Genomic DNA, 24,850 nt, shown 5'->3' with positions numbered 1-24,850 from the left:
CTCGTCTAAGTAGGTTGCCCCGGTAACCGGGTGTCGAGTTGATCGTGGGCACGTGGCCGGTGATGCTGCCGGTGGAGGTGGTGCCGGTGGCCCGGAGGCCGGAAGTGTTTGTGCGAGCGGTGACCCCGGAAGAGGGGCGCCGGTTGCAGAAGATCACGAAGACGAGCAGACAACCGATCAGGACGCGACGTGCGATCGTGGTGATGGCCTCGGCGCAGCGGCAGCCGGTCCCCGCGATCGCGAGGTTGATGCAGGTCAGCGAAGCTTATGTGCGGCAAGTGATCCACGAGTTCAACGAACGGGGGTTCGAGGCTCTGGACCCAAAATGGAGCGCGGGCAGGCCGAAGAAGGTGGATCGGGCGGCGCGTGAACGCATCGCTTGCATCGCTCGGTGCTGTCCGCGGGACCTGGGCTGGCCGTTCTCGGTGTGGAGTCTGTCGAAACTGCGAGAAGTACTGGTCACCAACGAGATCGCCGATATCAGCCGCGAGACTCTGCGCAAGATCCTCAAAGCCGAGGGGGTGTCGTGGCAGACCACCAAGACCTGGAAAGCCGGTACCGATCCGGAGTTCACTGCCAAGATGAACCGCGTCCTCGACCTCTACGATCATCCGCCGGCCGATGGGCGGGTGGTTTGCGTGGACGAGTTCGGGCCGCTCAACCTGCAACCCCGCACTGGTCGTGGCTGGTTTCCGCGACGAAGCCCGAAACGGTTGCGGGCGACCTATCACCGCACCCAGGGTGTGCGGCACCTACTCGGTGCTCTGGATCTGGCTACCGGGAAGATCCACTATCGGATCCGGGATCGTAAGCGGTGGCAGGAGTTTCTGGCGTTGTTGAAGTCGCTGCGGGAGCGCTGGCCCGGGGACAAGCTCTACGTCATCGCCGACAACTTCTCCCCGCACAAGCGAGCCGAGGTCCGGGACTGGGCCGCAGCCAACGACGTGGAACTGGTGTTCCTGCCGACCTATTCGTCGTGGTTGAACTGGATCGAGTCCGAATTCGCGGCGTTGCGCTACTTCGCTCTCAACGGCACCGACCATTGCAGCCACGGCGAACAGGACGCCGCGATCGGCGCCTACCTCCGCTGGCACAACCAACACGCCCAGCCCAAGCGCGAGTTCGCCGTCAACTCCAAGATCCGGCTGCCGGATTACCTACCGAAGGTTGCTTGACGCGGCACTAGCCGCAGTCCGGGGCGACCCGCCCCGGTGAGCCGGGCGCGGCCGGTGAAGGTACCGGATTTCTTCTCCCGGGGCGCAAGACCAGCGTGTTTGACTACCGCTCGGGCGGTGGGAAACCGTGTGGGGTCGCCGGTTTCGGCCAAGATCGCTGCGGCACCGACGGCGGACAACCCGACGATCGAGGTGACCAGATCGGTGAGCCGAAGCTCGTCGAGCACGCCGGTCATTCGGGCCTCTGTATCGGCCAGGCGCCGTTTGCTTTCGGCCCAGTCTTCGAGCAACAGGTGCACCCGTTCCAGGGCTCCGCGGCGGTGGGCGAGCACCCCGGCCGGATCGTCCAGTGCCGCAAAAAGTTTTCCGGTGATCCGAAAGCACGGCCGCTTCGCGCCGCCACGGGTAACCTCGCCGCGGACGAGGCGTTCGAGCCGGCCTCGGCCCAACCGGCGAGTGCGGGCGAAATCGCCGCCGTCACGGCCGCAGATCGTTCGCAGTGCTGCCATCCAGGTCCGTGACTTGAAGGGCTGCTGGGCAGCCTCGAGCGCAGCCGGCCACACGCATTCGAGAAGGGCTCGGATCTGCTGGATCTGTGCGACCATCTCGACCAGCAGTTGTTCGCGGCGGGCACCCAGATGCCGCAGCCGACTCCAGGTTTCATCGACAGGCTCGGGTGCATAACAGCGCAGTTGCGCCGTCAATCGCGCGATCAACACCGCGTCTTTCTCGTCGGTTTTGTCCGTGGTGAGGTCCTCGGCGCGGCGTGACCAGGCGGTCATCGCTGGCTGCACGCAGACGAACAACATGTTCCGATCGGTGGCCAGCTGTCCCAGCACCCGCCACCGATGCCCGGTCGGCTCACACGCCACCGTCGCCCCGGCAAATCCTGCCGCCGCAGCTCGGGCCGCGGCCCAGTCCAAAGCGGCGCCCATGTCCCAGGCTCGGCAGCGGAACGTCTTGCGGGCTAGCACTTTCGAGTCGTGGTCACACACGACGACCATCTGCTTACGATCGGCCAGATCGATCCCGACGATCGCATTCGTGGTCGGGACCAGCCTCCGCAACCGAGCCAGCCGCGCGTTGCGGTTGCGATCACCCCTGGACACACCGCTACCGTTACTCATGGAACGTCCTCCTGCTCTTGCGATGGGACACCAAGCCCGACAAGCGCATCAGGAGGACGTTCCCCACGTCCGCGAAATCGACGCACTAAACGTCTTTCTATGCCGCTGGGCGCGCTATCCAGCCGCGCTGTCCTCGCCGCTGGACATGGTCGGGAGGCGTTCGAACATACGGGTAACGAATAGTGAGCGGTGCCAACATCCGAAAATGCCGAATTCCGGTTGTTCTCATCGGTCTTGCTACCGACTCGTCGGAGCCCGACATGCCACACCGACGGTCGATCGCGGCACGGTAGGACGGCATCCGTACGGCCGCTGCCATCATGTGGGGTCCGATCAGGCAACTCGACGAAAAGGGCGGTATCGGTGCAGATCACAGGTGAGCACTCCTCGGCTTTCCTGCAAAGGTTCGTCAACTTCTACGACGGCGTCATTGTTGGAGTGGATATTCGGGCCACACTTGGAAAGCTTGCGACGGTAAGGCTGGATATCCAGGCGATGGACACCACAAGGCCAGTGCGTGGCCCCCTGGTCGGCGCACGGAAGTCCGAGTGGTGCCTGGTACGGCTGACCGTCCACGGTGTCAGCGAATATCGGTTCCTGGAGAGCAGGCGATACCCGTATCGAGTGCTCTCCGATGGCTTGGCTGTCGCGGCGTCACCGACCGAGTTCGTCCTCGACCTCGACCCTGGCCCCGACGACTGGAATCCTTCACAGGTGCATCGCCAAGGCAACTATTCCAAGCAGTACGTCGTAGGTGAGCGAGGCGATTACGAGGTATCGGACATCCCATAATGCCGCATATCGCGCGTTGGGTCAGTCGTTGGTCTTGGCCGCGGGAATGCGGCCGAGACTATCTGGGCCTGCCCGGAGAGGTTCGGCCGGCAGCGGCCACGCAACTTCCGAGGGTGTCAGGGTGGTGACTGCGGCGTATCCACCAAGCCTTGCGGTGCGTAACGCCGAAACGGTTCGTCCGGGCATCTGATTCGTAAGGTCAGGTATGGCTCTTGGTGACAGACATCGTGGTCCGCCACCGTTCGTCGCTCGCGTCGCGTGGCCAGCTGCGCAAGAGACCGCGAGGGTTTTGCGGCTTGGTCTTCAGACTGCGCTTCGTGTAGTTCGTATCGAGTCGCGAGCCAGGCGCGCCAGAGTGCACGTTGTTGCCGGTGGCGGGATATGCGCTCTCGGCGCAGCTGCGGGAGGCCGTGTGCGGTCGCGATGTCGTCGAGAGTGGTAGGACCTTCGTTGATGCGGCCCTTGGTGTGGGTGAGAAGCCCGGCGATGGTAAGGGTCGCCAGCGCGGCGTACCCGCTGCTGCGGTTCATTCGGGCCGCCGCAATTCTTCTGTCGGAGTCGCTGCCCGATCGCCGAGCACGATTTCGTACAGCCGGCGGCAGTGCAGTCCGAGGATGCTCCAGGCCGGATGCACCGGCTCTACCCGAACCGTTTGGCTCGCTGCCGGATTCGATGAGTCCGGACGGTCGTCTTCGGGTCTGACCAATGCGTAAGCATCGGCGAGGAGCCCTGCGCCACGTCGTGTCCTCAGAATAGGAGAGCCGGGGAGTTCGCGAAGTTCGCGCAGGACCTGCCAGACGGTGGTCTCCGGGATTCCCGCGGCCATGAGCGATACCGACCGGCCGCCCAGCTCCACGATCGGGACACCGCGCACGACGGTCCCGCCGATGGCCGAGCCGTACGCCAATGCCTGAAGGACAGCGAGCGCGCTCCAGCGTCGGGGGGATCGTGGCCATTGCGCGTCGACCCACTGTGTCGCGGCGGTGAGCCAGCGAGCTTGTTTTTTCGTTCGCGAATTGTCCCCCCACCACCCCCCTGTGTGCTCTTTGGACTTGTGCGCGAGTGAGCGGAATTCGGGTGCGATCCGGTTCGCCCAGCGGCAGGCCGCATCCCAGTCGCGACCTAGCGCGGCGTCACCCCCGGCCCCGTAACGGTGGTAGGCGTCGGCGAATCCGGCCCAGGTCCCACCTGCGGCGGGCAACTGTGCACGAATGTCGCTGAGGCAGTACCCGCGCAGCACGGCGGCGGCGAGGACGGCCTGGCGGGCAGCGGAGCGGTCCAGGCGTCCGTCCCGCGCGCGCCAGCGACCGTTCGCAGGTGCCGAGCCGTTCATGGCGAATGCGCGCACCGCGCTCGGCATCGGTGTCCTGAGCCGGATCTGCGTGCGCAGTCGTGCACGGTCGCCGCTGTCCTCCCATAGCGGGGAGGCCTCGGCTCCGGCGGTGCCCGTCGCGCGCGATGTGTGCACGGTGGTCGTGCGCACCGTGCACGGAGCCGATGCGGAGCTGGCCGGGTAGTGCGGGAGCAGTGCACGGTCGTGCATCTCCAACAGTCGGGCCAGGCGGAGAACAAACCCTGCGTCGGAGCGGACGGTTAGCGCTTGGACCGCGTCGTCAAGGCTGCCGTCGAGTTCGCGGAATCCGCCTTCACGACAGCGAGATCCGGGCGGGGTGATGCAGCCGGTGGCGGGGTTCAGCATCGGGGTGATGTCAAGGCTGGGTAACTGCTCGGCGAGCAGCCGTAGCAGAGGTTCGAGGTCAGCTCTGGTGAGAGCGATGCCCATCGGCAGTGGGATCAGGACATGGCGGCCACCGCTGGTGCTGCGGTCGGCGATCGCCTTGCCGCCGCAGTCGCCGATCCAGCGCAGACACCGCGCAACATCATTGTCGACGCCCTGGCGGCCACAATGTTTGGCGTCGAAATCCAGTGCGAGCAACCGCGTACGGCCGCCGAGGTACAGTGGCACCGCCGCGGGATGGGCGGGCAGTCGGCGAGTCAGCTGCTGGGCATGCGCGCGATAGACGCCGTCTTCGGGGCTCCACAACCGCATGGAGCGGCGGGCGGCCAGCAGGGGCGCCAGGGTGGTGAACAGCGCCTGCGCTTGCGTGTGAGTGTAGCTCGAAAGGGTTGGGGGACAAGGGAGTAGGGGTTGCCCAGGTAGGTCAGGAATGGCTGTGCGCGCTGGTGTGTCGCCCGAGAAGAGGGCTGTTGCAGGCGCGTGCAGGCGTGAGCTACCCTGGGACGTGCTGAGCCTCATTAGCGCGACCTTCAGGTTGTGGAGCGGGCCCTCAGTTCCAGCTGGGGGCCTTTGCTATATCTGGAGTTGTGATCAGGTGAAGCGATGGTGCGCGGTCGTCTTTTCTTGTGTTGCAGGTAGGTTCACCCGCTTACTCACCGCATCAGGCTGTTCGGATCGGAGTTCTCACCTCCTGCGGCTGGCTGATCGGCAGGCCGAGGGATTGTGCTCGATACACGATGCGACCGATGGTGGATGCGTGGAAGCGCTCACCGGTTTCTTCTGCCATCTCGTTCGCGATGAATTGATGGGCCAGGCCACGCGCGGCTTTCTCGAGCACCGAGATCAGGTGCTGCTCAGGCATCGGGGTCTGCCTACGGCTCCTCATGTGCCGTGCGATGTGGACGATGATGTCCGCGTCGTTCTCTGAGATCCCGGCGACAGTAGTGGCCGCCTGCACCACTTCGGAGGTCGGAGGTGAGGTCACCTCGGCAACGGTGGCCCCCGATCTGGGCGAGGCCGTGCTGGGGAAGACAGTGGAACCGTAGGCCGGGACAAGGGTGATCGGCGACGGCGCAGGGACCGGCGCGGCTTGGGGTAACTCAGCGGTCTCAGATGGGCTGTCGTCGGTGTCGTGAGCTGCCAACGTTGCCGACACTTCGTCGATCATCTTGGCGTAGCGTGCAGCCAGCCAGGCATGCAGCCACATGAGGACCACGACCATCGTCGGCGCGACACTGTACTGTGCGGCGCGCCCGAAGTTCGCGGCCGCCAAGTGCGGTCCGGCGTTCAGCGAGACGGTGGCGAGCAGCAACGCCGCTTCGAAAAGCACAATGCGCGAGCGATCGACAAGCCTGCCCAGCCGGGCCGCGATGGTCGCCTGAGCCATGATCTCGAGGATCGGGATAGAGATCAGAGCCTCTAGACCGAAAGACAAAATCCACAGCACCAGCACCGGCCCCGTTGGGTCGGCGTGGTCCGGCGCAAAATTCATGCCTACGTTGATCGCTGACCACAACAGCGCACCGACTATCGCGACGCGCAGTCGGGTCGACATACCCGTAGTGCGCCGGTAGAGCATGCCCACCTGTGTGTCCGGGCTGGTTTCGCGCCGCCGCGCCGCCAATGCCCGCTCGTGCCAACGACGCTCGCTGGCAACGGCCCGACGATCCTTAGCCACTTGCTTGTGGTCGCGGTAGACGTCGGCACCGTCCAGCGCGGCGATACGTGCACGCTGACGTCGCTTCTGACGGCGCAGCCGGACATGGAGCCGGTATTCGGCCGCGATCTCGTCTTCGGTCATCGCGCGATACAGCAGCGGATCATCCTGGATCGTGACTGTGTCGTAGGCATAGTCCAGCCACTGTCGCAGCGGGCGAGAACCCGGGCCGCTGCGGCGAATCAGCCCCCACCACAGCCGTGTCCACGGTCGCCGGATGGCAGCGGGTTCGGGTGTCGGCGCGGTGGAGGTTGCTGGTATGTCGGCCGAATCGTCGACGTGTGATGCCCGGTCGCGGGGTGGTGCGGTCATCGGGTGGGGTCCTTCCAGCGGAACGGGCTCAGACCGGCATGGGCCCAGGTGGGATCGTCATCTGACAACAGCGGGTGCAGCTCGCCGGTGAGCGCGACGAGCACTTCGACGACTCCTTCGCCGGTGAACGCGGGAGCGGAGTCGGATCTGAATTCGCCAGCGTGGGTGGATTGTTCGTCCATCGCGGAGGTTGTCATGAGCTGATCTCCCTCAGATGTTTCGGCCCGACATGCCAGCGCGCGGCGGCGGCAGGCTCGGCGGAGATCCGGAAATCGCTGCGCGGCTCCCGGCGTGGTCGAGGCTGGGTTCTGTCGTGGCCAAGGGGTGGGGTTCACCGGTGAGGTGAGCGATAGCGGTGGCGACTTCGTTCAGGGTGGCGGTGGTGTAGATGCCGGTGGTGCCGCGGCTGGCCTGGCTGTGTCGGGCGAACTCGCTGGCCACGGCGTGGTTGTAGTGGCGTTCGATCCATGTGGTGGTGGTGTGGCGCAGCCAGTGGATGGAGATGCCGTGCGTCTGCACGCACGGCAGGTGGCGGCCGAGGCGTTCGAACAGCGCGCTGTAGCGTCGGCGGGTGATGGGCTTGCCGTCGCGCGCACGCAGTAGCTGTTCGTTCGGCAGCGCATCGCGCTCCTCGCCGTGGCGGCACAACGCGCGCATCAGGGTCGGAGAGACCGGCTGCCAGAGTTCGGTGCCACCCTTCTCCCGCAGCAGGATCAGCGACTGTACCGGGTCCAAGTCCTGCGGACGCAAGCTCAGCGCCCCGCCACGGCGGCAACCGGACTCGGTGTGAAGCCGCAGCAGCAGGGTGTCGAGCTCGGGGTCGTTGCCCGTGGTCGAGGCAACATGCACGATCTGCGCGAGCAGATTCGCCGGCAGCGCGCGCCGGTTGGAACGGGTGCGTTTGGGTTTCCTCAGCCCGGCGACGGGGTTGTCACGCGGATCGATCGTCCGATTGTCCTCGGCGTGCCTGTACAGCCGTCGCAACGCGTCAGTGACGTGGCGCACCACATCGTTGCCTCCGCGGTCGCTGCGCCGGATCACCCGCTGTGCACGGATCGCCTCACACAACACCTGAAAATCGGCGGTCGTCGGCTCGTCCAGACGCCGCTGGGCCCACCCGGGCTGGGCGAGGATCTTGTCCCAATAGGTCTGGTAGTGATCGCGGGTGCGCCCCTGCGGCATCGATGCCAGCACCTTCGGGATGTGCTCAGCGAAAGTCGGCACCGCACGAACGGTTTCGGGCCCTGATGCCAGATCGGCGAGGGTGAGCCCGAGACTTTTCATCATCATCTGCATGCGGCGATGTCGGAGTCTGTGCGCGTGCTCATGCCTCGGCTCCTTCGGCGAAGCGGCGCGCGAGGATCTCATCGAGCACGTGGGCCGGGTACACCACCAGCAGAGACTGTTCGGGGTCGGCGGCCAACAGAACACGGTCGTGGATGCCGATGTATGCGCCGCGGCGTACGGCCGCGGGCAGGGACAGGTGTCCGTGCTTGGTGACGCCGCGGCGGCCGTAGCCGGGGCGGGTGATCACGATCAACCCGCCGTTGATCCGCCACGACAGCAGATCCCCGGGACGCCAATCCAACGCGGTCAGGACGGCCTTATCGATCACGCGCCCGTTGGTATCGACCGGACGGATGCTGTGTACCGCCGAGGACTTCGGCGGTAGCTCGACGTTGCCCAGCGGCAACCCCGGCGCACCGGGAATCGCAGCAAGGCCATCGGTGGCGGTGAGCGCAGAGAACGACGGAAGGACCGGCGCGAGTGTGTCATGACTCACACGAATCACCCCCAGAGGGGGTGAAACCGCAGGTCGCGAGAGAAATCCGATGATGGGTGTCCAGGCTGAGCCTGGACACCTTTCCTGAGGCATATTTGCCACAATTTTGTGTCCGGAGGGGGACTTGAACCCCCACGCCCGTTAAAGGGCACTAGCACCTCAAGCTAGCGCGTCTGCCATTCCGCCACCCGGACCGGTGGTGCTCAGCAAGGTTATCGGATGTGAGTGCGTGGAACCAAATCGCGCGTCTACCTGGCAATTCTCGGGGATGTGGCCGGGAGGCCATGCGTTCACGGAGGAGGTGGCGAACGCACGGCGCCGTAGCCGGGGCAGCAGAGTTGCCGTCGGCGATTTGGCGGTCGATGAGGTTTTTGATGGGGGCGAGATGTCGAGGGCTACGCCGGCGTCGCGGCTGTCGCCTTGCCCATCGCGCCGAGTCCGAGGACTGTCACCGGAGGGTGCTGGGTTTCCGCCATTGCGGGTCGTCCCTTGGTCGGTGAATGTGGTGGTCAGCGCGCTGGAACCAAGGTTGCTCTTTGCCCAACGGACCGACAAGTACCTACTATTCGGTCGGGTACTTACCACTCGGCTTGTGAACAGGTAGCGAGGTCGGACCATGGGCGAAAAGAGATCCGGACCATACTTCTGCGGCATCGACGCGGCGATGGATGTCGTCGGCGGGAAGTGGAAGGTGCTGATCCTCTGGGAGCTGGAGAACCACGGTGTGCGCCGCTTCGGTGAACTGCGCCGCGGCCTGCCGGGGGTGTCGGAGAAGATGCTCATCCAGCAGCTGCGCGAGCTCGAGCAGGACGGCATCGTGGACCGCGAGATCTATCGCGAGGTCCCGCCGCGGGTCGAATACCGCCTGACCGAGCTGGGCACGGCGCTCAACGCCGCACTCGAACCGCTCGGCGCTTGGGGCCGCGCCCGCATAGATCGCATCGGAGCGGCCAAAGTCCACTCGTCCGCGTGATCGAGTGCCACATCGTGGTGGCCCGATCTCGCGTTTCGCCCAAGCCATGTGCCACTCGTCGGCGATCACCCGGGCGGTTTTCCGCTCAGGCTGATGTTGGCCGCGGGCGTCCGTAGGATTGCCCACCACAAGCGGTGCTGTGCGGGCGTCCTTCACCCGGCGCGGCGGGAGGCGCAGCACGGGATCCCGGCGGGTAGATGGTAGGAAAGGGTACGTGTCAGCAAGTGGCGAAGGATCCGGCCCGAAAAGCAGCAGTCGTGCGGTGTCGGAGGTGGTGGAGCTGGTCAGTGCGCTGATCCGGTTCGACACCTCCAACACCGGCGATCTGGCGACCACCAAGGGGGAGCGCGAGTGTGCGCAGTGGGTGGCCGATCAGTTGCATCAGGCGGGTTACACCACCGAGTACGTGGAGTCGGGTGCGCCGGGACGCGGAAATGTGTTCGCGCGGTTGAAGGGCGCCGATTCCAGCCGGGGCGCGCTGATGATGCACGGTCACCTGGATGTGGTGCCGGCCGAGGCCGCCGACTGGAGTGTGCACCCTTTCTCCGGCGCGGTTCGTGACGGTTATGTGTGGGGGCGTGGCGCGATCGATATGAAGGACATGGTCGGCATGATGCTGGCGATCGCGCGCCAGTTCAAGATCGAGGGGACGGTGCCGCCGCGCGATATCGTGTTCGCCTTCCTCGCCGATGAAGAGAACGGCGGCAAGTGGGGATCACAATGGCTGGTGGACAACCGGCCCGATCTGTTCGCCGGGATCACCGAGGCAGTGGGGGAGGTCGGCGGGTTCTCGCTGACGGTCCCGCGCCCCGACGGCACCGAACGCAGGCTTTACCTGGTGGAGACAGCGGAGAAGGGGCTGGGCTGGATGCGGTTGCGCGCCAAGGCCCGTGCGGGCCACGGCTCGTTCCTGCACGAGGACAATGCCGTCACCATCTTGGCCGACGCGGTCGCTCGACTCGGCAAACACACCTTCCCACTGGTGCTTTCGGATTCTGTCGCCGAATTCCTGGCCGCGGTATCGGAGGAGACGGGCCTGCAATTCGATCCGGCGAGCCCCGACATCGAGGGCCAACTCGCGAAACTCGGCACCATTTCCCGCATTATCGGCGCGACGTTGCGTGACACTGCGAATCCGACCATGCTGCAGGCCGGTTACAAGGCCAACGTCATCCCACAGACCGCGGAGGCGGTCGTGGACTGCCGCGTGGTGCCCGGGCGGCAGGAGGCATTCGAGCGTGAGGTGGACGAACTGATCGGCCCGGACGTCGAACGGGAGTGGATCACCAAGCTCGATTCCTACGAAACGACCTTCGACGGGCATCTCGTCGACGCTATGAACGACGCCATCCTCGCCCACGACCCGCAGGGCCGCACCGTGCCATACATGCTTTCGGGCGGCACCGACGCAAAGGCGTTTGCACGCTTGGGCATTCGCTGCTTCGGCTTTGCACCGCTGCAGCTGCCGCCGGAACTGGACTTCACGGCGCTCTTCCATGGCGTCGACGAACGCGTTCCGGTGGACGCGCTCGAGTTCGGCACCCAGGTATTGGAACATTTCTTGTTGCACAGCTGAATCAATCCGGAGAGGACCCTATGACCTACAACCCCTACGACGCGCTCCCGCAGGTGCCCACCTTCACGGTGACCTCGGAAGACATCACCCCAGGCGAGTCGCTGCGCAACGATCAGGTGAGCGAGTTCTTCGGTGTCGGCGGCAAGGACATCTCGCCGCAGTTGTCGTGGTCCGGATTCCCGGAGGAGACAAAGAGTTTCGCGGTTACGGTGTACGATCCGGACGCACCGACCGCGGCGGGCTTCTGGCACTGGGCCGTCGTGAACATCCCGGCGACGACCACCTCGCTGCCTGCGGGCGCGGGGAGCAAGGGCGGCACACTGCCCGAGGGTGCGATCAACCTGCGTAACGACGCGTCGTTCCCCGGCTTCGTCGGCGCCGCGCCACCCGCGGGCCACGGACCGCATCGGTACTTCGTGGTGGTGCACGCTGTTGATGTGGAGAGCCTGGAGGTCCCCGAAGACGCGACACCGGCGTTCCTCGGATTCAACCTGTTCTTCCACACCCTCGCCCGCGCGACCGTGGTCGCCACCTATGAGGTGAAGTAGTCTCGAAAACCTTTGTGGCCCTGAGCGAGACTTGGGTTCCAGTGGTTGTTGCAACATTCCTGTGAAGGGGTGTTGTGGACTTCGAGATTCGGGCCGACCGTGATAAGTCGCAAGGTTTCAGACGGTTGGTCCGCGAGCGAGCTGCATACTTGCAGCTCGTCCGCGAGAGGCTGAGCAACGAGGAAGCCTGCCGGATCGTCGGGATCAACGCGAGGACCGGCAGGCGATGGGCGAACGGACCCAACGCATGTAGCCGATTCAAGGCGGCACCACCGAGCAATGCGGTGGTGCCGCCTTTGCCGTCAGTGCCAGGTCGCTACTTGTCCGAGGGCGACCGTATCCATACCGGCACGACCTCGGACGGCGAATCTTCCACGGCAAGAAAGGCGAGATCACCCGCAACTAATTACGAAGGGGTGGAAGACCAACTCTCCGCCCTCGGGCTCGTCTTGAACTGTGTCGTACGTACTGTGGGAACACCGCCTACATGGATCGGGCAGTGAACCACCTCAGTGCCCAGGACTATCCGGTGCTCAACGCCGATGTCGCCCGGCTCTCGGCGTTCATCCGGGACCACATCGGCATCGACGGGCACTACGCCTTCCACCTGCCCGATCTGAGCGGAATCATCGGCCGCTGCGCGACCCGGACAGCGCCGCCGACGACTGACTCATCGGGCCAACCGTCCCGACAGCCGCAGGATCGTCACGGTCTTGCCGCCGTCGGTCGTGCTGGTTACCGGTCGAGGTCATCGACCGTGCTCTGCGCGACCAGCTTGTCATTCGTAATCCGCACCTCGTCCTCGACGGACACCCGGTAATACGCCCTACTTCGGTGCCTGGAAGCCGCCGATCTTCTGCTCGAGCAGTTCGGCCAGCCGCAGCGGGGTGCGGTCCTCGAACATCGGACCGATGAGTTGCACTCCCACCGGCAGACCCTCGGGAGACCGGCCCGCTGGTATGGCGGTGGCAGGCAGGCCGGGCATGGTGGCCACACCGGCCCAGACGAGCTGGTCGAAGTACGGGTACTCGACGCCGTCGATGTCGATGTGCCGGTTCTCCAGACCTCCGTTGTGGTCGTGCGGGAAGGCGGGGGTGGGCGTGATGGGGCACACCACGGCATCGAGCTCGGCGAAGAGCTGCCGCCAGCCGTGGCGGTGGAGTTCGCGACGGTTGTTCGCCTCGACCCAGTTGCGGTGGCTGAGCACCATCCCGCGCAGCCGCGCCGCATCGAGACTCCGGTCGTCCGCGCTCAGGGCGGCGGCGTGGGTCTGCAGCTGTTCGTACACGTCGACGGAAATACCTGCGGCGGCGTTCGACAGCATCAGCAGCATGTAGAGCGTCGCCGCTTCGGTCGGATCGGGCAGCAGCGGACTGCGCCGTTCGACGCGGGCGCCCTCGTCGACGAGCGCCTCGGCGACCCGGTTCACGCCCGCCCGCACCGCCGATCCGGTCGGAATGAGCGGATGGTCCTCGATGATCAGGACACGGAAGTCCGACAGCCGCTCGTGGCGCGCGGGCGGCAGTGCGACGTCGTAGGCGACGCCGTGGGTCAGCGGGTCCGGTCCGGCCATCACGTCGAGCAGCAGCGCGAGGTCGCGGGCGGTGCGCGCCATCGGGCCGACGACGGCGAGGTCGAGGTCGATCGGCAAGGCCGGCGCGGGCGGCGCGACCATGCCGCGGGCCGCCACCAGCCCGAGTGTCGGCTTGTGCGCGTAGACACCGCAGAAATGCGCGGGGGTGCGCAGCGAACCGGCGAGGTCGGAGCCGATGGACAGCGCACCGAATCCGGACGCCAGGGCCGCCGCCGAACCGCCGGACGACCCACCCGACGTGCGGCCGTGATCCCATGGATTGTTGGTGGTGCCGTAGATCTCGTTGAAGCTCTGGATATCTCGCAGCATCAACGGCACATTGGTCTTACCGAGCAGAACCGCGCCGGCCGCCTTCAACCGCGACACCTGCACCGCGTCCTCGGCCGGCACATAGTTCGCGTGCTGCGGTATGCCCCAGGTCGTGGGCAGCCCGGCCATGTTGTAGGACTCCTTGACCGTCACCGGAATGCCGAGCAGCGGCCGATCCTCGCCGCGGGCGCGCGCCTGGTCGGCATCGCGTGCGGCGGCCCGCGCACGGTCGAAGTCCGGCACACAGATCGCGTTGATCACCTTGTCGTCCCGCTCGATACGAGCGATCGCCTCCTCGGTCAGTTCCACCGAGGTCACCTCACCGGCCCGCAACGCCGCCAACAGTTCTTCTGCCGACTGAAGATTCCATTCCATGAATCCGACGGTATCGGCGCGCCGCAGAAGCCATAAAATGCCGATTCGCACAACGGGAAAGTCGAACGGACCACCTGCACCGGTGAAGTCACACGCTCGTTCTGCCATCGAGGACGGCCCACCCCAGGTCACAGCGTCGGCAGCGGGCCAACTCCATGAGCACAGGGCATAAGAATGCCGCGCCGTGCAACGGGATAGATGTCTCAATACTCATCATGTTCCTGCCCCGGCCACAGACAATTCGCCTGACCGCTGGCCATGGCGACGCGCGGCGGGATCGGTGTCGGCCTGGAAGTTCAGGAGACCTACATCGGACACCCGCGCGTACTTCGCGAGGCCGCGAACCGACGTATGCCCGGACAGCTTCATCAGCACCGGCGTGGACGCGCCCTTCTCCGCAGCGTGGGTCAACCGCGAGGGTTCTCGCCCGGGTTGTGTCGGTTCGACGGTGTGCCGGAACTCCTCGGCGCCGGATCTCGGGCGACTATCCCTGCCGCGGAACTCAACTCCCGTCCACGCAAAACGCTCGGCTGGGAAACCACAGCCGAGCGTCTGACTGAGCTCCTGGCCGAAACCAGTTGACCAACAGCGTGTCGCAACGACCCCCAGAATCCGCCAGATGCTCAGGGCCACAACGATTTCGATAGACAATCATCGTAACCGGACGTCGGGGATCGTGACGGTTCGCACCGCGAGAGCGAATCGCCGCATGCACCAGGACACCGGCGGACACCACCACGGCCCATGTGACCGCCGAAACCTCGACGACCAGCCCACATCCTCGAGCGGGATCATGTGCCCGCGACGTTCCCGCTTGGCCTCGAGATACTTGCGCGCCTTGTCGCTGCGCGGCCGCGTCCCCAAAGGCACCACCGTGACGGCGATGCCCTGATCCCGCACCGCACGCACCTTGTCCGGATTGTTGGTCAACAGCCGCACCGAGCGCAGCTCCAGTGCCGTCAGCGCCTCGGCGGCGAGTCGGTAGCACCGCATATCCGCACGCAGTCCGAGGCGCTCGTAGCTGTCGAACGTGTCGACTCCCAGACGCTCACTGGTGCGCAGGCCGCGCGCCTTGTTGACCAGACCGGCGCCGCGCCCTTCCTGCTCCAGATACACAAGCACACCGCACCCGGCGTTCTGGATGAGGTCCATCGATTTGTCCAGTTCGGGACCGCAATCGCAGTCCTCGGATTGCAGGGCGTCGCCATAGAGACAGCGGGAATGGATTCGGACCAGACAACCGTCGGTGATCTCGCCGAAGACGAGCGCATGACCGCCGTCTTCGCCACCGGGAATCGGCATGACCCGGACGCGGAGCTCACGCCCCTTACGAGTCAGCCGATGTCCGGTGGCGGAGAGGCCCGGTGCCGCTTTGGCCATGCTCCTCCGATGCATAGTGAAGCGGTGCACGAACTGTGAAATTGCCAGTCGCACAATGAATCCATGGTAGCCGGAGGTCAGTTCCCATGGCACTGCTACGCGGGGACGGCGGCTCGCTGGGGGACTTCGTAACCGATGTGCTGCGCGGCATTGTCGACAGCGGGCTGCGTGGCGGGGGCCGACAGGCCCGGTTCGGCAGGCAGGTATGCGACGGCTTCGCTCGGCATCGCCCCGGGCAGCGGGGCGGGATCGTGGCTCGGCTCTTCCGCCGCGGCAGCGGAGGTTCGCCGCCAGAACACCAGACGACTCTTGCGGACGCCCCTGAGTCGACGACTGCGGCGTGGACGCTGCACGGCCGGGAAAGTGCCCAAAGCATCCGATTCCCAGTCTGCGGGCGCCCATGGCGCGTCGTCGGTCGGAATCCAATGACGTCGACGTCGACGTTTGGCCTCCAGATACGCGGCGGCGCGTGCGCTCAGTGGACGGGTGCGCAGCGGAATGACGGTCACCGTAAGGCCGGCCAACCGAAAATCCTCGGCCTTGGCCGGGTTGTTGGTCAGCAGCTGCACCGATCGCAGCCCGAGTTGCACCAGACTCTTGGCCGCGTGGTTGTAGGTGCGGGCATCCGCCGGGTAGCCGAGTGCTTCGTAGCTGGCGAAGGTGTCGCTGCCGGTGCGCTCACTCTGCTGATAGCCGCGCGCCTTGGCGATCAGCCCGACGCCGCGGCCCTCCTGCTCCAGATACACCAGGACGCCCGCGCCTGCCGCCTGGATGAGGTCGAGTGCCTTGTCGAGTTCGGGCCCGCAGTCACAGTCGTCGGAGCCGAGCGCATCACCGTAGAGACACCGGGAATGCACCCGCACCAGGCACCCGTCGGTGAGCTCACCGAAGACCAGTACATATCCGTACTCGGCGCCACCGGCGACTTCCATGACAGAAACCTGTATTTCGCGTCCCTTGCGGGCGAACCGATGAGTGGTCGCACCGAGTAGGGACCCGGCTGTGATCAATGCTGCCCCGGACCCGAGCTGGAGCGACGCCGTTGGATGTGCGTGGTCACGACGGGGACTGTAGCGGATGTGTGGTGTCGTGCAGATGAAGTGCGAGGCATGGTGGTAAAAAGTCGCCGTTCACGATGATGCGATGCTCACCGGTTCGCGGCATAACGCTCGACGATCTGGTCGATATCGCCGGTCAGCGGCATGGCGCTCGGCACGTCACCGAGCTTCTGCGTCAACAGCATGGCCGCGGTCGCCCAGTCGAGGTCTTCCCGGCCGAGCGACCCCTCCGAAACGACCACCCGGTAGGCGAGGGCCGCGGAGAAGGCGGCCGCCGCACCCGGCGCGTTCTTGAGTGCCCGCGGAAAATGCGTGACGTCGACGTTGAGCCGATCCGATCGCATCGCACACTGGAATTCGCCGACCGTGCACACTGCGCCGACCCCGAGCCCGCGCAGCCGCTGCGCGACATCGTCGCTCGACGCGGTGGTCACGGCCGGGAGCATTTTGTCGAGCTCGTCCGCGGAACCCACCAGGTAGTCGACCGCGTCGAGATAGCGATAGAGATCCTGTGGTACCCGCAGACTCGGGGTCGGACAGACGATCAACCGCGGTTTGGGTCGCATGCTCGCGACCATGGCCAGCACCTGTCCGATGATGCCGATCGGGTGTTCGAATGTCAGCAGCACCACATCCGAGGCGCTGAGCGCCGCACGCACATTCGGACCATCGAGATCCGCTCCTTCCAAGCGGACCCGATCGTCCTGCACACCGATCAACGCCATGTCGCCGCTCGAGGTCATGATGACCGCGGTGATCGGTGAGGGTGCGCGGGTGGCGGTCTTGATCAGCTCGGTCCTGACACCGGCCGTGTCGAGGTATGCCCTGATGCGACGGCCGTTTTCATCGTCCCCGAGCGCGGAGACGATGCGGACCTGGAGTCCGAGGCGCGCGGCCGCCACCGCCCGGTTGAGCCCTTTGCCGCCGGGATGCTCGCTGTAGCCGTTGCCACGAGCGGGCGCGTCCACCGCGGGGATGCGGTCGACACGGAAGAGGTGGTCCATGACCGCGTCACCGACCACCGTCACCATGCCCGGTCGGGGCTGCGAGTTCGGCAGCGTCACTACGATTTTCGGTGTGGGGGCCATCTGCGGGATGGTGTAGCTGGATTCGCCTGCGAGCAGGCCGGCCAGCGCGGTGAACGCGTCGTGCTCCGAGGAGGTGCGCAGCCGCTTCACCGTCGGTGCCTCGGGAGTGGCCTCGGCCCGCAGCGTCTCGTGCAACCGCTGCCACATCTCGGCCAGATACTCCCGCCGCTGCCCGAGGTTCTCGGCGTAGAGGCGATCGAGATCGATTCCGTCCGGGGGGCTTTCACGAAACAACCCGAGCGAGAGTGCCGCATCGGCGATCAAGCGGTCGGTCGGCTGCAAGCGGCGTGCCATGTCGCTGACGACGGGCAGCATGGATTCCTCCGGTGACCGGCCCGTCCGCAGCGCGCGCTGCCGGACGACCACCAGGTCGAGCAAGGGCTCGACATCGATCTCGGTGTTGCGCAAGCGATCCGAGCTCAGGCCGGAGTACTTGCACAGCCGCGTGAGGATATTGCGTATCGCGACCATGCGAGAGTCCTGCGGAAGGTTCTGCAAGATCCGCCCCTCCCTGGGTGCTGTCGATTCGTTGTGCTCTGCCGGCGAACTACCGGACGATCGGGGTTTAGCGCGAACACGATCCGGCAATCCCCAACTTACTCCGGCAATTGACCATCATGAAGGGCAAATGCCACACTGGTTTCGGCGATCTGATCGCCCACCAGACGACTCGGGAGGGTTTGGTGATGAGGGTGCTGCTCCTGATGCGACATGCTCGGCGGCGCGGACAACACCGCGTCGGCGACTCCGAAACCGAGCAGGAGACCAACCGCGCCACGGTCTAGGCGAACGGTTCGCGTTCACCCGGACATCCGACAGAAATCAGCCACCGTCGTCGCTCCGCTTCTTCCGATGGCAGCAAGACCCGATCGATACGAGTTACTCGGATCCACCGGGGCCCACGCTCCCCGGCCGCAGCATCGGTGACGATTCCTCCGCCCATGGAGACAGCCGTGACGATCTACGAAAGCAGCCGGTCGATGACCAGCAGCGTCACGCCCGAATGGGCATGGCGAGCAGGCCCCGAGGAACCGGCGTGGCGACTGAGCTGGTTGCCCCAGCCACTGACCCGCGAACAGGCACTGGCCGGCATGGAACTGCAGGAGATCCTCAGCCATCCGGACCTGGCATCGGACCCCGCCGCGCAGGCGCTGGCCGATCGACTCGGAATCACCGTGCGGCAAGCCATCGGCCTGTTGCATCAACGGATGCTCGACCGGAGTCATTCGTGACCATGTTGTACCCCCAGAGCTCACCAGGCTCGAGCTGTTGCACCGGAGGCACCCATGAACGTGCATATGACCGAATGGACGATGATCAGTGACATAACCCCCGAATCTGCGTACAAGACCACCGGATCGGGGGCGGCAGTGTGGTCGTTGAGCTGGCTGCCCGACCAGTTGCTGACCAGGGGACAGGCGTTGGCCGGCATGGAACTCGACGAGATCCTCAGCGATCCGAGTGGCGTGCATGACCGGGATGCGCACTTCGAAGCGACCAAGCGAGCGGACACCATCGGCATCCGCTGGGAGCAGGCGGTGATCCTGCTGTCCAAGCGGATCCTGGCGCGTATGCATCAGCATGTGGGCGAGATGCCGGAACCTGAGGGTGCCGCGGCCGGTGCACCGGTCACGACTGGGCGCACCTTCCGCTCACGCCGCATTTCGATGCATCGCAGTGGGCCGCCTCGCGTGCTCGGATAGCAGCGCGGCACACCATGCACGGCTGCACCGAATGCCGCCGCAGGTGTCAGGAGCGATCGCCGTGCTCGGCGCCGATCGCGTCGGCGATCGATTTGTACCCGTTGTCGCGCAGCCGGGCGGCGATGCCGCGATGGATGTTGCGAGTCCAGAAAGGGCCGCCGTAGATGAAGCCGGTGTAGCCCTGCAGCAGGGTAGCGCCCGCGAGGATCCGCTCCCAGGCCTGGTCGGGGGTTTCGATGCCGCCGACGGAGATGAGGACAAGGCGGTCGCCGACGCGGCGGTAGAGGCGGCGCAGGACATCGAGGGAGCGCTCGGCGACGGGAGCACCGGACAGGCCGCCCGCGCCCATGGCTTCGACCTCGGCGACAGGAGTGTGCAGACCGTCGCGGCGGATGGTGGTATTGGTGGCAACGATGCCGGCCAGGCGCAGTTCGACCGCGAGGTCTGCCACCGCGTCGATGTCCTCGTCGGAAAGATCGGGGGCGATCTTCACCAGCACCGGAACCTGCACGCTGTCGAGCACGGCCTGCAGCACCGGGCGCAGCGATTCGACGGCCTGCAGGTCACGCAGGCCGGGGGTATTGGGAGAGCTCACGTTGACAACGACGAAATCGGCGAGTGGACCGAGCAGCGCCGCGCTGATCGCGTAATCGGCTGCGGCGCCCTCCGGTTCGACGATCTTCGTTTTGCCGATGTTCGCGCCGACCGGGACTCCGCCGCGGCGGCCACGCAGCTGCTCGGCCGCGGCGGCCGCGCCGTGATTGTTGAAGCCCATCCGGTTGATGAGGGCATGATCGGCGGGCAGCCGGAACAGTCGCGGGGCGGGATTGCCCGGCTGGGCCCGGGCGGTCACTGTGCCGATCTCGGCGAAACCGAAACCGAGCGGTGCCCACGCGTCGACGCCGTCGGCATTCTTGTCGAAGCCGGCGGCCAAGCCGAGCGGCGCAGGGAACTCGACGCCGAAGGCGGTGTTGCGCAGAATGGGATCGTCGGAAACCAGGACCTTCGACATTGCCCAGCGCGAGGGCGGGAAGCGGTCGGCCAGTTTCATTGCGGCAAAGACCAGATGGTGGATGCGTTCCGGCGGTAGCAGGAACATCAAGCGCAATAGCAGTGCGTACATCGGTTCACATCCCCGGTTCGGGCTGGGGTAGCAGCGCGGTTTTTCGGCGGCGCAGCAGCACTCGGCGGCTGCCGTCTGTATAGGCGCGCACGCGAGAGAGTTCCCAGCCGCCGAATTCGGCTTGAATGGCCAGCCGCATGGACGCGGTCACCCGATTCACCTCCGGCGGTAGTCGCAGTGGCACGTATTCGTAGTCGTCACTGGTGGTTTCCCAGCTCGCGGGGAGCGCCGCGCGATGGCTGCGGGTCCTTCGGTGCTGTGGTGGTTGGTCATCCTTCGGCGCCATCACTGCCCTCCCTTCCGCTGGTCCGCCCGGATTCGCTGCAGACCGTTCCCGGTCGCGGATCCGACGAACAGATCGCCGGTGCGCTCGTCGATGGCGACCGAATTCGGCTGCCGGACCGTCGGAAATCGGCCCACTTCCTTCGGTATACCCGTCGACAGATCGAATCCGACGACTTCGTTGGTCTGCGTGCACGTCACCCACACGGTCTCGGACCGTTGGTCGTAGGCAAGCGCGTAAGGCGACGATCCTACCGGGAAACGCTGCCGCAGGACGAGCGGTCCGGCCGTGTAGACCAACAGTTCGTTACCTGCAGTGTCGGTGACGACGATGCGGCCGAAGTGGTCGGTGATCAGGTTGGTGGCGCCGTCCCCGGCGCGCAGAGCCAACCCGAGCTGATCTTTGCCCAGGTCGAGTTCGGTGAGCGAGGTCTGACGGCGGTCGAGCACGCTCACCCGATCGCCGGTGAGGGCCAACGCGTCGGCCGAAGCGAGCCCGGACACGGTGTCGAGGACCTCGCCTGCGGGAGACAGGACGCGCACCTTGCCGTCAGCCGTGCCGACGACGAGTGCGCCGTCGCCGCGTTCTTGCACCGCGTGCACGTCACCGTCGACGGTCACCGCAGTGGTTGTCGATGCCGCGGAGTCGACGCGCAGCACCCGATTCGGCAGGGCGACAAGAACTTCGCCGTCCTGTCCCGAGGCGAGGGCAGCGGCCTTCGCGGGCAGCGCGACCGCGCGCACCACAGGCGGGGTGGTGGCCGGGTCCATGAGCAGCAGCGCCGTCGCGCTGCTGTCGAGCGCTGCGAGCAGACCGGTTCCGGTGACGACGAGCAGGTCGGTGATCTGTGTGGTGACCGACAGAACTTGATCGGCCGGTGCGGCGGTCGTATCCGAGGAGACCGCGGCGGTGGCCGGTGGTCTGGTCGGCAGGTCTTTACCGTCGGTGTCGGAGGAGCATCCGGCCAGCAGCACCAACACCGCGACACCCACAATGGTCGAGGGGACCGAGCCGCGAGGGCGCATCCACCGAACTCCTTCTACCGACGTACTACCGACCGATCATCCACAACATCACCATCTGACCATGATGGCGCACCGGCGCGGCCGACCGGGGTGGCGGCTCGAGGAGAATGTCGGTGTTCGGGGTTACGGTTAGGTTGAAACAGTGTCCAACTCAGGGAGATCTGGTTGAAAGCCGACCACCCATCGGGATTTGCCATCGATGACATAACCGTTGGCCCGTTTGCTCACGGATTCGGCACCACCGCCGACGGCAGGCCCTACGCCTTCCGTACGGTCCGCTCGACCGTCACGCTGGAGATCTACCGTGCCGACCTCGACAGCGACGTGCCAGGCCCCGAGGACGTCGTCGCGATCGCCCAGGCCCGCGTCACCGACATCGATCTCGACGATGAACGCAGTGTGGTGGCGCTGGTGCGGGACATGATTCCGGACGCGGCGCCGGTCGAAGCGGCCGCCGAGCGTGACATGACGACGGTGCGGGCGCTGCTCGGACGAATCAGTTCCGTCATCGATGGTATGTAGATGGTGATGCCAACCACACGATTCGCCCGTACCGCGCTGACCGCAGCGGCCCTCATCACGCTGGCCTCGGCCGCGGCATGCAACTCGGGACCGGACGAAGCGGCCGTCGATGCCGCGCGCTCCTCGGCCAACGCCTCGCTGTCCTCATCGGTCGCCGCCTCCTCGAGCGCCGCGCACCGGCCGCTGCCGACCGCCGCCGAACTGGACGCGCAGATCAAACGCGCACTCGACCCGGCGCTGCCCGACAGCGAACGCACCGATCTCATCGAAGACGGCGAGGTGTTCAAGGACGCCATCCCGGACATGTACAAGGCGCTGCAGGACAATCCGCGCGCCGTGTACGGGGTCACCGACCCGATCTTCGACAATCGCGACGGCACCTTGACCGCGACCATGCGCCTGGACAAAGACGGAACCGGTTCCGCCGTGCGCACCACCGTGGTGCATTTCGTGCTCATCGACGGCAAGTGGAAGATCTCCCGCACCGATCTGTGTGGCATCCTGCGCTCGGCCGATTACCGCACCCCGGCCTGCGGCTAGTGCTGGATACCGGCCTGGCACGGTGGGGCCATGTCGTCCATCGCCACCGGTATCTCGTGCTCGCGGTGTTCGCGCTGGCCGTTGTCGCCTCCGGCTGGTACGGCCGTGATCTGTCGGGCAGGCTGACCCAAGAGGGCTGGTTCGACGAGAGCAGCGAATCGGTGGCCGCCTCCAAGATCGCCGACGACACCTTCGGACGCGATACCGACAGCGACATCATCGCCGTCTACACCGCGCCCGAGGGCAGCACGGTCGACGATCCGGCGGTGCGTGCCGCGGTGACGACCGCACTGAATCAGGTGCTTGCCCGGCACCCCGACCGGGTCCAGAAGATCGACAGCTATTGGGACAGCCCATTCGCCTCGCAGGCCACCGACGCCTCCCACACCCACGCCTTCGCCAGCATCGGACTGCGCGGTGCAGGCACCGCCACCGTGGAGAACTACGCCGCGGTCAAGGACGAGCTCGGCGCCGGACCGGCCGGTAGCGGGCCCGGCGACACGACGGTGCAGCTTGCCGGGTTGCAGCCGGTCGTCGAGGGCATCAACCAGGGCATGCAGCACGACATCAAACGCGCCGAAATGATCGCACTGCCGATCGTGGCGATCCTGCTGTACTTCGTCTTCGGCGGGGTGATCGGCGCACTGCTTCCCGTGCTCATCGGCGGGATGACGGTGCTCGGCACGCAGGGCACCATGCGCGTGCTCACCGACCACATCAATGTCAACGTATTCGCCAGCGCGGTAGTGACTTTGGTCAGTCTCGGGCTCGCCATCGATTACGGGTTGTTCACTGTGACGAGGTTCCGGGAGGAGTTGGCCTCCGGTCACACGGTGGAGGAGGCGACCGCGCGCACCGTCGCCACCGCGGGGCGCACGGTGTTGTTCTCGGCGGCGATCATCGCGATCAGCCTGGGCGCGTTGTTCATCTTCCCCATCGGTGTGCTGCGCTCGGTTCCTTACGGCGGCATCAGTTCGGTATTGCTTGCCGCGCTGCTGTCGGTCACCGCACTGCCCGCGGTGCTCAGCATCGTCGGGCGGCGCATCGATCTGTGGGGCTGGCATCGCTTCTCCCATAGCAAAACCGAAGCCCAGATAGATGCTGGATTCTTCTCGCGGCTCGCCACCACGGCGATGCGGCGGCCGTGGCTGGTCGCAGCGCCGATCGTGCTGGTGCTGCTGGCGCTGAGTATCCCGTTCCGCCACATCGAGTTCGGCGGGCTGAGCGAGCGCTATCTCGCTGAGGACAACGCGGCCAGGGTGGCGCAGGAACGCTTCGACGAGCTTTTCCCGAGCTTCCGCACCGAACCGCTGAAACTGGTGGTGATCGGCGCGAATCCGCAGCAGCTCAGTGACATCCGGTTCGAGGCCAACCAGGTTCCCGGGCTCACCGGGCGCTTCGAACCCGGCGCGCCGACCAAAGACGGCATCAATGTGTTGAACGCGGGCCTCGCCGACAAGCGTGACGCCGACGCGGTGATCGCCGCACTGCGCGCCATCCCCGAACCACCCGGCGTCGAGGTCATGGTCGCGGGTGTGCCTGCGCTGGAGCGCGACAGCATCAACGGACTGCTCGACGGGCTACCGGTACTGGCCGCGATCCTGGTGGTCGCCGCGCTGGGACTGATGTACGCCGCGTTCCGATCCTTCGTCCTCGCGCTCAAGGCCGTCCTCATGAGTGCACTGAGTCTAGGCTCCACGCTGGGCATCCTCACCTGGATTTTCGTGCAAGGCCACGGCGCGGGGATCTTCCATTTCACCCCGGGGCCACTGATGTTCGCGGTGCTGGCGCTGATCGTGACGGTCATCTTCGGACTGTCCACCGACTACGAAGTCTTCCTGCTCTCGCGCATGGCCGAGGCCCGCGCGGGCGGCGCCGACCCACCCGAGGCGATCCGCTACGGCATTGCCCACACCGGCGGCGTCATCACTTCCGCCGCGGCGATCCTCATCGTGGTGACCGGCGCGTTCGGCTTCTCCGACCTGGTGCTGATGAAGTACATCGCCTACGGCATGATCGCCGCGCTGATCATCGACGCGACAGTGATCCGCATGTTGTTGACGCCCGCGGTGCTGAAACTGATCTGGCGCTGAGCCGAAGGAGAGCGAT

Annotated in this window: 26 protein-coding genes and 1 tRNA gene; 13 read left to right on the top strand and 14 right to left on the bottom strand. The window is 65.9% G+C overall.

Features of this window, described 5'->3' with window-relative positions:
* Nucleotides 1–44 precede the first annotated feature (44 nt).
* Nucleotides 45–1,175 carry an IS630 family transposase gene (locus tag OHQ90_RS23835; RefSeq protein WP_328400886.1) on the top strand — a complete coding sequence of 377 codons (1,131 nt, stop codon included), beginning with the start codon at nucleotides 45–47 and terminating at the stop codon, nucleotides 1,173–1,175.
* Here the strand turns inward: OHQ90_RS23835 and OHQ90_RS23830 are convergent.
* On the bottom strand, nucleotides 1,154–2,302 hold the full coding sequence (locus tag OHQ90_RS23830; protein ID WP_328400985.1) for an IS110 family transposase: 1,149 nt from the start codon (nucleotides 2,300–2,302) through the stop codon (nucleotides 1,154–1,156). The two genes, OHQ90_RS23835 and OHQ90_RS23830, sit on opposite strands and share 22 nt — an antisense overlap.
* A gap of 363 nt (nucleotides 2,303–2,665) precedes the next feature.
* Here OHQ90_RS23830 and OHQ90_RS23825 point away from each other — a divergent pair, with 363 nt between their 5' ends.
* Complete coding sequence (locus OHQ90_RS23825; RefSeq protein ID WP_328400983.1) at nucleotides 2,666–3,094, top strand: hypothetical protein; 429 nt, start codon at nucleotides 2,666–2,668, stop codon at nucleotides 3,092–3,094.
* A gap of 526 nt (nucleotides 3,095–3,620) precedes the next feature.
* Here OHQ90_RS23825 and OHQ90_RS23820 read toward each other — a convergent pair.
* The 6 genes from OHQ90_RS23820 to OHQ90_RS23795 all read right to left on the bottom strand — a co-directional run bounded on the left by OHQ90_RS23820 (nucleotide 3,621) and on the right by OHQ90_RS23795 (nucleotide 8,838).
* Nucleotides 3,621–5,144: a hypothetical protein gene (locus OHQ90_RS23820; RefSeq protein WP_328400981.1), complete on the bottom strand. Its 1,524-nt coding sequence runs from the start codon at nucleotides 5,142–5,144 to the stop codon at nucleotides 3,621–3,623.
* A 349-nt stretch (nucleotides 5,145–5,493) separates the two neighbouring features.
* Entirely contained in the window at nucleotides 5,494–6,861 is a 1,368-nt protein-coding gene (locus OHQ90_RS23815; protein ID WP_328400979.1) for a hypothetical protein, read from the bottom strand.
* The gene (locus OHQ90_RS23810; protein ID WP_328400977.1) at nucleotides 6,858–7,058 is read right to left on the bottom strand and encodes a hypothetical protein; all 201 of its coding nucleotides are present in this window, start codon (nucleotides 7,056–7,058) and stop codon (nucleotides 6,858–6,860) included. The genes OHQ90_RS23815 and OHQ90_RS23810 overlap by 4 nt, the downstream gene beginning before the upstream one ends.
* 13 nt (nucleotides 7,059–7,071) lie before the next feature.
* Complete coding sequence (locus OHQ90_RS23805; RefSeq protein ID WP_328400975.1) at nucleotides 7,072–8,157, bottom strand: tyrosine-type recombinase/integrase; 1,086 nt, start codon at nucleotides 8,155–8,157, stop codon at nucleotides 7,072–7,074.
* 28 nt (nucleotides 8,158–8,185) lie between these two features.
* Complete coding sequence (locus OHQ90_RS23800) at nucleotides 8,186–8,644, bottom strand: AbrB/MazE/SpoVT family DNA-binding domain-containing protein (RefSeq protein ID WP_328400973.1); 459 nt, start codon at nucleotides 8,642–8,644, stop codon at nucleotides 8,186–8,188.
* A gap of 109 nt (nucleotides 8,645–8,753) precedes the next feature.
* Nucleotides 8,754–8,838: transfer RNA gene (locus OHQ90_RS23795), tRNA-Leu, on the bottom strand.
* Between the two features lie 422 nt (nucleotides 8,839–9,260).
* On the opposite strand from OHQ90_RS23795, the gene OHQ90_RS23790 reads away from it, so the two are divergent.
* The 5 genes from OHQ90_RS23790 to OHQ90_RS23775 all read left to right on the top strand — a co-directional run bounded on the left by OHQ90_RS23790 (nucleotide 9,261) and on the right by OHQ90_RS23775 (nucleotide 12,561).
* Complete coding sequence (locus tag OHQ90_RS23790; RefSeq protein ID WP_328400971.1) at nucleotides 9,261–9,617, top strand: winged helix-turn-helix transcriptional regulator; 357 nt, start codon at nucleotides 9,261–9,263, stop codon at nucleotides 9,615–9,617.
* A gap of 214 nt (nucleotides 9,618–9,831) precedes the next feature.
* Nucleotides 9,832–11,193, top strand: a complete 1,362-nt coding sequence (locus tag OHQ90_RS23785) for a M20/M25/M40 family metallo-hydrolase (RefSeq protein WP_328400969.1) — start codon at nucleotides 9,832–9,834, stop codon at nucleotides 11,191–11,193.
* Nucleotides 11,194–11,213: 20 nt separating this feature from the next.
* Nucleotides 11,214–11,741, top strand: a complete 528-nt coding sequence (locus OHQ90_RS23780) for a YbhB/YbcL family Raf kinase inhibitor-like protein (protein WP_328400967.1) — start codon at nucleotides 11,214–11,216, stop codon at nucleotides 11,739–11,741.
* Between the two features lie 74 nt (nucleotides 11,742–11,815).
* A complete protein-coding gene (locus tag OHQ90_RS39505) occupies nucleotides 11,816–12,244 on the top strand; it encodes a helix-turn-helix domain-containing protein (protein ID WP_442941162.1) in 429 nt (142 codons plus the stop codon).
* Nucleotides 12,241–12,561, top strand: a complete 321-nt coding sequence (locus tag OHQ90_RS23775; protein ID WP_328400965.1) for a hypothetical protein — start codon at nucleotides 12,241–12,243, stop codon at nucleotides 12,559–12,561. Before OHQ90_RS39505 ends, OHQ90_RS23775 begins: the two co-directional genes overlap by 4 nt.
* A 6-nt stretch (nucleotides 12,562–12,567) precedes the next feature.
* Here the strand turns inward: OHQ90_RS23775 and OHQ90_RS23770 are convergent, their stop codons facing one another.
* From OHQ90_RS23770 to OHQ90_RS23755, 4 genes are all read right to left on the bottom strand, one after another.
* Entirely contained in the window at nucleotides 12,568–14,127 is a 1,560-nt protein-coding gene (locus tag OHQ90_RS23770; protein WP_328400963.1) for an amidase, read from the bottom strand.
* 543 nt (nucleotides 14,128–14,670) lie between these two features.
* Complete coding sequence (locus OHQ90_RS23765) at nucleotides 14,671–15,399, bottom strand: GTP cyclohydrolase II (protein WP_328400961.1); 729 nt, start codon at nucleotides 15,397–15,399, stop codon at nucleotides 14,671–14,673.
* Nucleotides 15,400–15,494: 95 nt separating this feature from the next.
* A complete protein-coding gene (locus tag OHQ90_RS23760) occupies nucleotides 15,495–16,331 on the bottom strand; it encodes a GTP cyclohydrolase II (RefSeq protein WP_328400959.1) in 837 nt (278 codons plus the stop codon).
* Nucleotides 16,332–16,546: 215 nt separating this feature from the next.
* The gene (locus OHQ90_RS23755; RefSeq protein WP_328400957.1) at nucleotides 16,547–18,016 is read right to left on the bottom strand and encodes a carbohydrate kinase family protein; all 1,470 of its coding nucleotides are present in this window, start codon (nucleotides 18,014–18,016) and stop codon (nucleotides 16,547–16,549) included.
* Between the two features lie 137 nt (nucleotides 18,017–18,153).
* On the opposite strand from OHQ90_RS23755, the gene OHQ90_RS23750 reads away from it, so the two are divergent.
* From OHQ90_RS23750 to OHQ90_RS23740, 3 genes are all read left to right on the top strand, one after another.
* A complete protein-coding gene (locus OHQ90_RS23750; protein WP_328400955.1) occupies nucleotides 18,154–18,330 on the top strand; it encodes a hypothetical protein in 177 nt (58 codons plus the stop codon).
* Nucleotides 18,331–18,498: 168 nt separating this feature from the next.
* Complete coding sequence (locus OHQ90_RS23745) at nucleotides 18,499–18,777, top strand: hypothetical protein (RefSeq protein WP_328400953.1); 279 nt, start codon at nucleotides 18,499–18,501, stop codon at nucleotides 18,775–18,777.
* Between the two features lie 54 nt (nucleotides 18,778–18,831).
* Nucleotides 18,832–19,248, top strand: coding sequence for a hypothetical protein (locus OHQ90_RS23740; protein ID WP_328400951.1), 417 nt, complete (start codon nucleotides 18,832–18,834; stop codon nucleotides 19,246–19,248).
* Between the two features lie 46 nt (nucleotides 19,249–19,294).
* Here the strand turns inward: OHQ90_RS23740 and OHQ90_RS23735 are convergent, their stop codons facing one another.
* From OHQ90_RS23735 to OHQ90_RS23725, 3 genes are read right to left on the bottom strand one after another with little or no spacing between them, the layout of a single operon-like run.
* Entirely contained in the window at nucleotides 19,295–20,371 is a 1,077-nt protein-coding gene (locus OHQ90_RS23735) for a quinone-dependent dihydroorotate dehydrogenase (RefSeq protein WP_328400949.1), read from the bottom strand.
* A 4-nt stretch (nucleotides 20,372–20,375) separates the two neighbouring features.
* Nucleotides 20,376–20,657: a DUF5703 family protein gene (locus OHQ90_RS23730; protein ID WP_328400947.1), complete on the bottom strand. Its 282-nt coding sequence runs from the start codon at nucleotides 20,655–20,657 to the stop codon at nucleotides 20,376–20,378.
* The gene (locus OHQ90_RS23725) at nucleotides 20,657–21,679 is read right to left on the bottom strand and encodes a YncE family protein (protein WP_328400945.1); all 1,023 of its coding nucleotides are present in this window, start codon (nucleotides 21,677–21,679) and stop codon (nucleotides 20,657–20,659) included. Before OHQ90_RS23725 ends, OHQ90_RS23730 begins: the two co-directional genes overlap by 1 nt.
* A gap of 165 nt (nucleotides 21,680–21,844) precedes the next feature.
* On the opposite strand from OHQ90_RS23725, the gene OHQ90_RS23720 reads away from it, so the two are divergent.
* The 3 genes from OHQ90_RS23720 to OHQ90_RS23710 are packed head-to-tail and all read left to right on the top strand — an operon-like array spanning nucleotide 21,845 to nucleotide 24,834.
* Nucleotides 21,845–22,201: a hypothetical protein gene (locus OHQ90_RS23720; protein ID WP_328400943.1), complete on the top strand. Its 357-nt coding sequence runs from the start codon at nucleotides 21,845–21,847 to the stop codon at nucleotides 22,199–22,201.
* A complete protein-coding gene (locus tag OHQ90_RS23715; RefSeq protein WP_328400941.1) occupies nucleotides 22,202–22,741 on the top strand; it encodes a hypothetical protein in 540 nt (179 codons plus the stop codon). It abuts the gene before it with no gap.
* Nucleotides 22,741–24,834, top strand: coding sequence for an MMPL family transporter (locus tag OHQ90_RS23710; RefSeq protein WP_328400939.1), 2,094 nt, complete (start codon nucleotides 22,741–22,743; stop codon nucleotides 24,832–24,834). Before OHQ90_RS23715 ends, OHQ90_RS23710 begins: the two co-directional genes overlap by 1 nt.
* The last annotated feature ends 16 nt before the right edge of the window (nucleotides 24,835–24,850 follow it).

The organism is Nocardia sp. NBC_00403 (assembly GCF_036046055.1).
In the GTDB taxonomy this organism is placed as follows: Bacteria; Actinomycetota; Actinomycetes; order Mycobacteriales; family Mycobacteriaceae; genus Nocardia.
The sequence above is the reverse complement of the archived record's forward strand: the minus strand, read 5'-3'. Positions and strand labels throughout refer to the sequence as shown.

Coding starts and splice junctions, on each gene's coding strand:
- OHQ90_RS23725 (WP_328400945.1), bottom strand. CDS start 21,679: ATGCGCCCTCGCGGCTCGGTCCCCTCGACCATTGTGGGTGTCGCGGTG.
- OHQ90_RS23735 (WP_328400949.1), bottom strand. CDS start 20,371: ATGTACGCACTGCTATTGCGCTTGATGTTCCTGCTACCGCCGGAACGC.
- OHQ90_RS23780 (WP_328400967.1), top strand. CDS start 11,214: ATGACCTACAACCCCTACGACGCGCTCCCGCAGGTGCCCACCTTCACG.
- OHQ90_RS23770 (WP_328400963.1), bottom strand. CDS start 14,127: ATGGCAGAACGAGCGTGTGACTTCACCGGTGCAGGTGGTCCGTTCGAC.
- OHQ90_RS23790 (WP_328400971.1), top strand. CDS start 9,261: ATGGGCGAAAAGAGATCCGGACCATACTTCTGCGGCATCGACGCGGCG.
- OHQ90_RS23740 (WP_328400951.1), top strand. CDS start 18,832: ATGAACGTGCATATGACCGAATGGACGATGATCAGTGACATAACCCCC.
- OHQ90_RS23760 (WP_328400959.1), bottom strand. CDS start 16,331: ATGGAAGTCGCCGGTGGCGCCGAGTACGGATATGTACTGGTCTTCGGT.
- OHQ90_RS23765 (WP_328400961.1), bottom strand. CDS start 15,399: ATGGCCAAAGCGGCACCGGGCCTCTCCGCCACCGGACATCGGCTGACT.
- OHQ90_RS23715 (WP_328400941.1), top strand. CDS start 22,202: ATGGTGATGCCAACCACACGATTCGCCCGTACCGCGCTGACCGCAGCG.
- OHQ90_RS23830 (WP_328400985.1), bottom strand. CDS start 2,302: ATGAGTAACGGTAGCGGTGTGTCCAGGGGTGATCGCAACCGCAACGCG.
- OHQ90_RS23730 (WP_328400947.1), bottom strand. CDS start 20,657: ATGGCGCCGAAGGATGACCAACCACCACAGCACCGAAGGACCCGCAGC.
- OHQ90_RS23810 (WP_328400977.1), bottom strand. CDS start 7,058: ATGACAACCTCCGCGATGGACGAACAATCCACCCACGCTGGCGAATTC.
- OHQ90_RS23805 (WP_328400975.1), bottom strand. CDS start 8,157: ATGCAGATGATGATGAAAAGTCTCGGGCTCACCCTCGCCGATCTGGCA.
- OHQ90_RS23815 (WP_328400979.1), bottom strand. CDS start 6,861: ATGACCGCACCACCCCGCGACCGGGCATCACACGTCGACGATTCGGCC.
- OHQ90_RS23755 (WP_328400957.1), bottom strand. CDS start 18,016: ATGGTCGCGATACGCAATATCCTCACGCGGCTGTGCAAGTACTCCGGC.
- OHQ90_RS23820 (WP_328400981.1), bottom strand. CDS start 5,144: ATGCGGTTGTGGAGCCCCGAAGACGGCGTCTATCGCGCGCATGCCCAG.